The 9360-nt window shown below is 39.6% G+C and carries 10 protein-coding genes; 7 read left to right on the forward strand and 3 right to left on the reverse strand.

Annotated features, from left to right (window positions below; genetic code table 11):
* The first annotated feature begins 120 nt into the window (after positions 1-120).
* A complete protein-coding gene (locus tag ACFORF_RS00855; RefSeq protein ID WP_380424404.1) occupies positions 121-810 on the forward strand; it encodes a gamma-glutamyl-gamma-aminobutyrate hydrolase family protein in 690 nt (229 codons plus the stop codon).
* 98 nt (positions 811-908) lie between these two features.
* Here the strand turns inward: ACFORF_RS00855 and ntdP are convergent, their stop codons facing one another.
* From ntdP to ACFORF_RS00870, 3 genes are all read right to left on the reverse strand, one after another.
* Positions 909-1442 (reverse strand): nucleoside tri-diphosphate phosphatase, encoded by a 534-nt coding sequence (ntdP, locus tag ACFORF_RS00860; RefSeq protein ID WP_380424406.1) that lies wholly within the window; start codon positions 1440-1442, stop codon positions 909-911.
* Between the two features lie 76 nt (positions 1443-1518).
* Complete coding sequence (gene recX / locus ACFORF_RS00865) at positions 1519-2295, reverse strand: recombination regulator RecX (protein ID WP_380424408.1); 777 nt, start codon at positions 2293-2295, stop codon at positions 1519-1521.
* 12 nt (positions 2296-2307) lie between these two features.
* Complete coding sequence (locus ACFORF_RS00870) at positions 2308-3072, reverse strand: aminoglycoside 3'-phosphotransferase (protein WP_380424410.1); 765 nt, start codon at positions 3070-3072, stop codon at positions 2308-2310.
* A 70-nt stretch (positions 3073-3142) separates the two neighbouring features.
* Between ACFORF_RS00870 and rlmD the strand changes: the two genes are divergently transcribed.
* The 6 genes from rlmD (at position 3143) to ACFORF_RS00900 (ending at position 8603) form a co-directional block, all read left to right on the forward strand.
* On the forward strand, positions 3143-4495 hold the full coding sequence (rlmD, locus tag ACFORF_RS00875) for a 23S rRNA (uracil(1939)-C(5))-methyltransferase RlmD (protein ID WP_380424412.1): 1353 nt from the start codon (positions 3143-3145) through the stop codon (positions 4493-4495).
* A gap of 52 nt (positions 4496-4547) precedes the next feature.
* Positions 4548-4937 carry an RNA methyltransferase gene (locus ACFORF_RS00880; protein ID WP_380424414.1) on the forward strand — a complete coding sequence of 130 codons (390 nt, stop codon included), beginning with the start codon at positions 4548-4550 and terminating at the stop codon, positions 4935-4937.
* Between the two features lie 126 nt (positions 4938-5063).
* Positions 5064-6116 (forward strand): ArsR/SmtB family transcription factor, encoded by a 1053-nt coding sequence (locus ACFORF_RS00885; protein WP_380424416.1) that lies wholly within the window; start codon positions 5064-5066, stop codon positions 6114-6116.
* 107 nt (positions 6117-6223) lie between these two features.
* Entirely contained in the window at positions 6224-7042 is an 819-nt protein-coding gene (locus ACFORF_RS00890; RefSeq protein WP_380424418.1) for an ABC transporter ATP-binding protein, read from the forward strand.
* A 1-nt stretch (position 7043) separates the two neighbouring features.
* Positions 7044-7814: an ABC transporter permease gene (locus ACFORF_RS00895; RefSeq protein ID WP_380424420.1), complete on the forward strand. Its 771-nt coding sequence runs from the start codon at positions 7044-7046 to the stop codon at positions 7812-7814.
* Positions 7815-8603 (forward strand): ABC transporter permease, encoded by a 789-nt coding sequence (locus ACFORF_RS00900; protein ID WP_380424422.1) that lies wholly within the window; start codon positions 7815-7817, stop codon positions 8601-8603. It begins immediately after the preceding gene.
* Positions 8604-9360: the final 757 nt, after the last annotated feature.

Consider the following 9360-nt stretch of genomic DNA (forward strand, 5'->3'; position numbering starts at 1 on the left):
CTCTGCTATTTTTCCGTGATAAAAAAATCCTAACCCTGTGATAGACAATCTGTATTGGACGCGACTGCCTTAGCGTGATAAGATAGGGATACTAGATTTGACAGGAAGTGAGGGTGGCACATGGCTAAGGTAAAGATTGGAATTTCTGGTAATATCAAAGAGATGCCGGCAGATTCAGGCTGGATTTATGATGCGGTTCCCCGCGGTCTGTCGGATTGCGTCAAGGAGGCTGGTGGTCTGCCAATTGTCATTCCTGTTAGCGATCCTGCCCTGGCCAAGGACTATGTTGAAATGATCGACAAGCTCATCTTGTCCGGTGGGCAAAATGTGGATCCGAGTTTTTATGGAGAAGAAAAATCCATCGATTCTGATGACTATCACTTGGAGCGGGATGAGTTTGAATTGGCCCTCATTCGCGAGGCCCTCAAGCAACACAAGCCAATCTTTGCAGTCTGCCGTGGCATGCAGTTGGTCAATGTTGCTCTTGGAGGCACTCTTAATCAGGCTGTGACGAAACATTGGCAGAGCTATGAGGACTTGACGTCGCATTCGCTAGAAGTCAAACCTGACAGTACCGTCAGTCGCTTTTTCAAGGATGGTAATTCTGTCAACTCCTACCATCGCCAGAGTGTCAAGGACCTGGCTCCAGGGCTTGAAGTAACGGCGCGTGATCCTCGTGATGGAACGATTGAGGCAGTTGAAGGTAAAGATGGCCATGCTATTATCGGCTTTCAATGGCATCCTGAGTTTTTGATTGGACATTGCGAACAACACCGATCATTTTTCCAGTATTTGGTGAATCAATTTTAAAAAGCATATTGAGCAGGCTGACAAGAGTTGGTCTGTTTTTGATTTACTTCATAAAAAATAAACCACCTGTTAGACAGATGGTTTACCAATTTGAGACTTTAACGATTCTTAAGTTCAAGATAGCGGTTGTGCCAGATATCTATAAAAGCCTGCGAAAACGGCCCTTTCTCGGTGTTAATCCAATCGACAAGGATTTTAACGTTTTCTTTGATGATGAAATCCAAATCCGGACCATAATTCATGGATTTTTTATGGGTCTCGTATTCATCGACATCGAGGAGACGTTTCTCTCCATCAGGGAAAACCTTGATATCCAAATCATAGTCGATGTATTTAAGAGCTTCTTCATCCATGAGATAGGGGCTTGCAAGGTTGCAGTAGTAGGACACACCTGTGTCACGGATCATCGCAACAATGTTAAACCAGTATTTCTTATGAAAATAGACGACTGCCGGTTCTCGTGTCACCCATCGTCTACCATCGCTCTCAGTCACCAGAGTATGGTCATTAACGCCGATAAGAGCATTTTCAGTTGTTTTTAATACCATGGTATCGCGCCAAGTTCGGTGCAATTTGCCGTTATGCTTATAACTTTGAATTGTAATAAAGTCTCCTTCTTTGGGTAATTTCATGAGGATTCACTTTCTACAATTAAATTTATCCTATACAGTTTATCACAAAATTTAGAAAATTGCACCTTTTATCAGTCTAAAGATAGTCGCGGAGACTCTGGTTTATCATATCGGATGAAAAACCCTTGCGGTAAAGCCCCTGATAGAGCCGTTGTTTGAGATCGTAGCCCTCATATTTTTTACTGTATTTACGGTAAAGTTTGTCCAATTCTTTTTCTAGTAGAGCTAATTCCTGGTCTTCATCGTCGTCAAACTCAAGAGCATCTATGCCAGCCTTGGCCAGCTGGGAGGAGAAGCCCTTGGTCAGGAGAGACTGCAATAGTTTGTCACGAAGGGCACGTTCCGTCAGTTTATTGGCGTACTTGCGATAGAGCTTGCTAGCAACCTTTTCCACCAGTTGACTAAAGTCCTCATCTTCAAGGGCAGATTCGATAGTCGTCGCAGGAATTCCCTTTTGCAGAAGTTTTTGCTTGAGCACAAAGGGCCCTTTGTCGCCTGTCGTTTGGTTGCTTTGGATGAATTGCTGAGCATAACGCTTGTCGTCCAACCACTTGTCTGCCTGGAGCTGGGAGATGATTTTGGGAATGATGGCTTCATCAATCTCATGCTTGTGGAGGTAGTCGATAACTTCCTTGCAGGTCCGTTGCTTGAAGGAGAGGTGGTAGAGGGCCAAGTCTTTTCCATAGGACAATTGAGCAAATATTTTGATGTCTGCCAGTTCCTCAGATGTGAGAGATTTGCCCTTGGTCAGCATGAATTTAACAATCGTATCTTCTGTGATGTAGAGTTTGTCCGTCTCCTCGATTTCCATCAGATAGAGGCGTTTTTTCTTTTCGAGTGTGGTGATTTTCATAAGGCTCCCTTTCTATCCAAAGGCTTCAATAGCAGCAATGAGTCGTAGCTTTTCCTCCTCAACCGTTTCTCTTCCATAGCAATCTAAGAAATAATCTCCGTATTGGTCTGTGCCGGTATTGTAATGGAGTGACCAAACAGCCCAAAAGAGGTCAACATGACGGTCCGAAATGCCTGCTAAGCCTACATCTATTAGTGCGGAAACGGTTTGTTCGTTGGTTAAGAGGATGTTCGGCAAGCAGTAATCTCCGTGAATGAACGTATCGGCTGTTAGCAGATGGGCTTGTTTTGTCATCAATGCACATGCCTCCTCACGGCTAGTTATTCCAAAATCTGGCAAGAGCGCCTTTTCGTAAAAACTTCCTCTCTCAGCATTTTCTTGAGCTGTTTTTAGATAGGTGTTAAGGCGGTTTGGGAGGGGAACGTTGTCAAGGGATGTATCGTGCAGCTGTCTGAGTGTGGTTGCCAGTGTTTGACAGACAGCCTTTGGGTTATCAAGGAAGGTGTGAGCTGGTTGGCCTTTGGCGGCTCGTGTCACTAAATAATCGCGGTCAGTGGAGATATAGTCTACAACTTCCACACTAAGGCCTTGGAGGTAAAACCAGTTTGTCAGATAGGTTTCTCCCTGCAGAGCCTGTTTTTGGTCTATTTTTAGGAAAAAGTCATCGCCGATTTTCAATACCTGTGCCCCTGAGTGCCCACTGGTATCTTGAATGACTTGATTATCTAGCAGCAGCTGTAATTGCTGGGGTAAGTTTTGTAGGTCATGGTTGGTCATCTTGTGCTCCTTATCTGTATTATAGCATGTTTCAGCACTATTTTTAGGTGTGAAATGGTACAATAGACTCATGTTACTAAAAGAAAAGCAAAAATTCCCTTTAAAAATTAAGCGAATGGGGATCAATGGCGAAGGCATCGGCTTTTACAAGAAAACCTTGGTCTTTGTACCTGGGGCTTTAAAAGGCGAAGAGGTCTATTGCCAGGCGACCAAGGTGCAGAAGAACTTTGTCGAGGCACGGATTGTTACTATCAACAAGCCTTCTAAGTTTCGGGTTCAGCCGGCTTGTCCTATCTATGAGGCCTGTGGTGGTTGCCAGATTATGCACCTGCGTTATGACAAGCAGTTGGAGTACAAGGCCGATGTCCTCAGACAAGCCCTGAAAAAATTCCAACCGGCAGGCTATGAAGACTATGAGATTCGCCCGACTATTGGTATGGACAAGCCGGTTCACTACCGGGCTAAATTGCAGTTTCAGACTCGCTCCTTTGGTGGCTCTGTCAAAGCTGGGCTCTACGCAGAAGGCTCTCATCGCTTGATTGAAATTCAGGATTGTCTTGTCCAGGACAAGCTGACCCAGGACATTATCAACACCACGGTCAAGCTCTTGGACAAGCACAAGATTCCCATTTACAACGAACGAAAGATCGCTGGGGTACGGACGGTCATGGTACGCCGGGCGGTCGCAACCGACCAGGTCCAGATGATTTTTATTACCAGTCGAGAAGTCCGTTTGTCAGGACTGATTTCAGAGCTCACAAAGACTTATCCGGAGATCAAGACAGTTGCTGTCAACCTCAATACTAGCAAGTCCAGTGATATTTATGGGGATAAGACCGAGATTATCTGGGGGCAGGAAGCAATTTCCGAGGAAGTCTTAGACTATGGCTTTGCCCTGTCACCACGTGCCTTTTACCAGCTTAATCCCCAACAGACCAATGCTCTCTACGGAGAGGCTGTTAAGGCCCTGGATGTGACACCTGATGACGACCTGATTGACGCCTACTGTGGTGTGGGGACCATCGGTTTTGCCTTTGCAGGCAAGGTACGGAGTGTGCGTGGTATGGATATTATCCCTGAAGCCATTGAAGATGCTCAGAAAAATGCTGTTGCCATGGGTTTTACCAATACCTACTATGAAGCTGGTAAGGCAGAAGACATCATTCCCAAATGGTACAGAGAAGGCTATCGTGCGACTGCCTTGGTGGTTGACCCGCCTCGGACAGGGCTGGACGACAAGCTCTTAGACACCATCTTGGATTTTGCTCCTGAAAAGATGGTCTATGTGTCCTGCAATGTCTCAACCCTGGCGCGTGACCTGGTCCGCCTAACCAAGGCCTATCAGGTGGAGTATATCCAGTCAGTTGATATGTTTCCGCATACAGCAAGGACCGAGGCTGTAGTGAAATTACAACGCAAATAGTCCTTTCCCTTTTATATTGTTAGGCTCAGGCTGAAAACGTCCCCCGGACTCTTTGACACTGACTACGTCAGTTCTATTTCCCACTTCAAAAGGTCTCAGCACCAGACCTTTTGAACTCCCGCATACCGCAAGGACCGAAGCGGTTGTTAAGTTGTCCAAGCTTAATATCGACCATGATATTAATCTTGAAATTGATGAGGAAGATATCAAGCAAATTACTTTCAAGAAAGATACTACCTATCAAGAAATTAAAGATTATACTCTAAAGAAACATAGGTTAAAAGTCTCAACGCTTTATATTGCTCAAATCAAGCGTAAAATTGGCATTGTTGAGCGCAAAAACTATAATCTATCAAAAAAAGAAAAACAAAAGATTCCAGTTTGTCCACCTGAGAAAGAAGCGGCTATTAGAGATGCTTTCGAATGGTTTGGAATGTTCTAGTCGTAAATCAAGTGTTGTTCTTATCTAACTTAAACAGAATTATAAAAACTCTATTATTTAGAGCATAGCAATAACTAAATTAAGTAATGAATGTACGAATTGTTTCGTGTGTAAGGGAGAAACATTTTGAAAGAATTTAAATGTCTAGCAGAAGATGCTAAATACATCTACTCCGTCGATATAGATGCTCTTATTAGTGCCTTTTCCGTAATTAGTGTGAAACAAGAAGATATTACTACACGTGATTTTTATAGTGTAGAGCAGTGGTCGGTCTGGAAGAAAAAGTACCGTTTGGTTTTTGAAACTTTCCATTGTGTTAAAGATTTTACTGGTGCATTCCTTTTAAACTTCTTAGTAAATATGATAAATGAATCATTAACTCTTGAGATGTATGAAAAGACTATATTATCTTTATCTAAAGAAGAAAGAGTATGGCAAATAGGGGAATGGTCAGGACTATCTTCTGTTGAAATAGAAACTATAAAAAAAGCAATGACTGATGACTTTTCTTTACAGGAACTTTATGAAAAAGTTGAGGAGTACTGTACTAGTTATTTAGGTTTTGTATCTTTTGTTCGAGATAGTGACAAATATATTAATGAGTTTATGTCGTTAGCTAAAGAATTAAGAAATCGTAAGGTAGAGGATTTTAAAAGCTTCCAACCGAAATTATTTGTAGAATTTAAACATTTTCTTGAGGATCGGTTGAAAGTGACAGATGTACTAACTTTATCGGAGGAATTGATGGGGAAATCCTTCCGTAATCGAGGCCCCTATGAGGTAACATACTTCGTTCCGACTGTATCTATGCCATTTCAAGCTTTAAGGTTATTTGATGAGAATGGAACAAAAGATGCAAAACAAATTCTTTTTTATCAACTGAAAAGTGACGAACAAACTCCTAAACAAATCGTCGAAAATTTAAGAGTTCTTTCTGATGAGACAAGATACCGCATTCTAACCTTATTATCTCAGAGAGGACCATTGAAAGGTAATGAAATAGTTAAAGCTCTCAATCTTGCTCCATCTACAATTTCTCATCATATGGTTTCATTAAAGCAGAGTGGATTGGTGATGGAGGAACCGGTTAAGACAGCTAAGTATTACAGTCTTTCTAAGAAAAACATAGCACGTCTTTTTAAAAAACTATCTAAAGATTTATCACTTGATGATAATTAACATTTATACTGAAAAAGGGCTGGAAGAACTCCAGCTTTTTTCTATTGACTTTTTATTTTTGTTCGACTATAATCTAATTAGATATAAATGGAACAAAGGGGGTGAAAATGGAAACTGTTATCCGAATAAAGAATTTAATAAGGCATTATGGAAATTCTTCTCATCTATTAAAAAGGAATGATAATGTTGTTGAAGCGTTGAAAGATATTTCATTTGAAGTTAAGAAGGGAGAAATTTTTGGATTATTGGGACAAAATGGTGCTGGAAAATCCACGACTATTAAAATTTTATCCACGATGCTTCTTCCAACTTGTGGTGAAGTCACTATTTTGGGTTACGATGTGACAAAGGATGAATCGAAGATTAGAGAATGTATTAATTTTGTGTTTGGAGGAGAGCGAAGTTTATACTTTAGGTTAACTGCTGAAGACAATCTGTACTATTTTGCTGATTTATATAAGATTTCACATGAAGAACAACTGATAAAGGTACCTCAACTTTTAGAATTAGTTGGACTTGGTGATGTTGGTAAAAGACGTGTTGAAACCTTTTCTAAAGGGATGAAGCAACGACTTCAAATCGCTAGAGCTCTATTAAATGATCCTGAGATTATTTTTTTAGATGAGCCTAGTATTGGTTTAGACCCTGTAGGGGCTTTGGAGCTTAGAAAGTTAATCAAAGAGTTAGCAGCTAAAGGAAAGACAATCTTATTGACAACTCATTATATGGCTGAAGCTGAAGAACTATGTGATCGTATTGCTATTTTGAACAAAGGAAAACTATTGACGTGTGGGACATTAACAGAATTAGCAAATTTTGTGACTGATTCAGAGAAAGAAGCTATTCTAGCTGAAAAGTTAAGAAGGCAGAGCCAATTAGAAGTTACTTTAGAAGATATCTATGTTACCTTAGTTGAAAGGAGTTAGGATGAAAGTTATATTTTCAAGTGCTTTAGTTCATATGAAGCAGGCATTTGCAAGAAGTATGTTCCGATACTGTATTTTTTTAAATCCATTATGTAACGCCTTTTTATTAGGAATGATATATACCGATAAATCTGATGCTGAATTTACCTTATATGCAATCTTAGGGACAGCGTTATCGTCTTTTTGGACAATTATCTGTTTTTCTTCTGCAGGTGACATTAACCGTGAAAAATATTTAGGTACTTTGCCAGTATTATTTATAGCCCCTGCTGGATTTCGAAAAATTATTTTTGGAAAACTTTTAGGAAACAGTCTATGGGGATTAATTTCTTTTGTTTTAAACATTCTATTCGTTGTATTCTTATTTGGTCGGACACTAGTCGTTAGCAATATTATTGCACTTATTCTGTTTGTTATTTTATCAGTGCTAACATTTGTAAGTTTAGGATTGTTAATGTGCTCAGCATTTACTCTATCAAGGCTCGCTCAATTATTAATGAATACGGTGGAATATCCATTATTGTTGATCACAGGCATGGTTTTTCCTTCTCATATATTATGGGAGCCCTTTCAATGGTTAGGACTCTGTTTTTCTCCAACTTGGGTAATGAAAGGTTTTAAACTTATTGTTTATGGAGGAAGTCTGAGAGACTATTTGCATGTTGCCTTTATTTTATGCGGTCTAACTATGATAAATTTTGGACTCGCTTATTTTTCTTTTGTTAAAATTGAAAAACGTTGTCGCATAGATGCTAGTCTGGAGGTGTACTAAATGGAATTTGTAAGTCGTTTTTTTAGGAGAATTCTTTTTTCTTACAAACAAGAGTCTTTATTATCGGACTGGAAAACCTACATTTTATTTGACTTAATTCCGCCGATTTCTCAAACTTTATTTTTTTCTTTAGTTGCTTATTATAGTTACGGACCTGACTATTTAAAAAAATGGATGATTGGGAATACCTTGCTGATGGCTTCTTTTAATGCTTTATTCGGTGTAGGGACTCAAATTATGGTGGAAAAGTATCATGGAACTTTAAGTCTTTTAATGGCTTCCCGAACACGACTGGGTTCTGTTTTCATGTCAAGTACTATCAGTGCAATGTTATCCAGTTTTATTTCAGTAGTAATTGGTTTGACTTTTATTAGCTTTTTACTGAATATTCATTGGAATGTGAATTTAATGTTTTCTTTTGTTGTTGTGCTATTAGTTGCTGTCTTTGTTTCGATGAGTTTTGGCTATATTTTTGCTTGTTTTATCTTGGTAACGAGTGAAACGAATTTAGTTCTAAACTTAGTGAGTCGTATTTTACTTATTTTCACAGGAGCTAACTTTTCTATATCAAAACTCCCTCCTGTTTTACAATTCTTTTCCAATCTATTACCTCTTACCCGTTCGATTAGAGTAGCACAAGGGTTGATAGAGGGGCAATCTTTAAGCTTAAATGGTAACTTGTTGCTCCAAGAAATATTTTTGGGATGTTGTTTCTTACTGTTGGGAGTTTTTTTATTGAAAGTAATGGAATATCAGGCTAGGAAAGGAGGAAGCGTTGAGTTTGTATGATTGGAATGTTTTGACTGAGATATTTTTATTGCATATAATTTTTTAAATGATTTAATTGATGATTGACTGTGTTGTGCCCATAATAGCATAGTTGAGTTGTGAATAGCATTAAGCAGGTGTTGAACCTGCTTTTTTGGTTTGCGATTAGCCAATGTTGCTCGCTATTGGGGCGAGGGGCGCAGTGAGTAAATCGCTTGACGATTTATAAGCAAGACTGGGGGAAGCAAAGCCGTAAGGCTATTGCGTGTATATTACTTTTGTTTTACTATTATTTTTGGTGGAGAGATTCTGACATACTATATTCGTAAACGAATATAGATTGGGTGAATAAAAAATGTCGTTTTCAATATCCGCAACACATGGAGGGCAGGAAATGGTTTCTGTCCCGCATAATAAAAGGGAAAATAAGTATATTCAGCAAGCTCATATAGATCCAAAAGGGATTCACGAGACATGGATTTACGAGCCCATAAAGGAAGCATATGACCGAATCTTTGGAGAAGCCCTTGAGCTTCATAATGCTGAGCAAGTAGCAAAAGGTCGTTGAGGGAGGCAAATTAAAGACTACCAAAAGCACTGCAGGGATTCAAAACAAACGAATGAAGTTTAAGTTCGAAAGTTGACTGAAAGTTCTAAAATGAAGTTAGCCAGTTGAGGGTATGAAAAAACATCCCAGAGAGATATAATGTAGTTCACCACAAACACATTAAAAGGAACTCTGAGATGCAAAACCATTATACTACAAAAGGCAAACATT

This window comes from Streptococcus caprae (assembly GCF_042649745.1).
Taxonomy (GTDB): Bacteria; Bacillota; Bacilli; order Lactobacillales; family Streptococcaceae; genus Streptococcus; species Streptococcus caprae.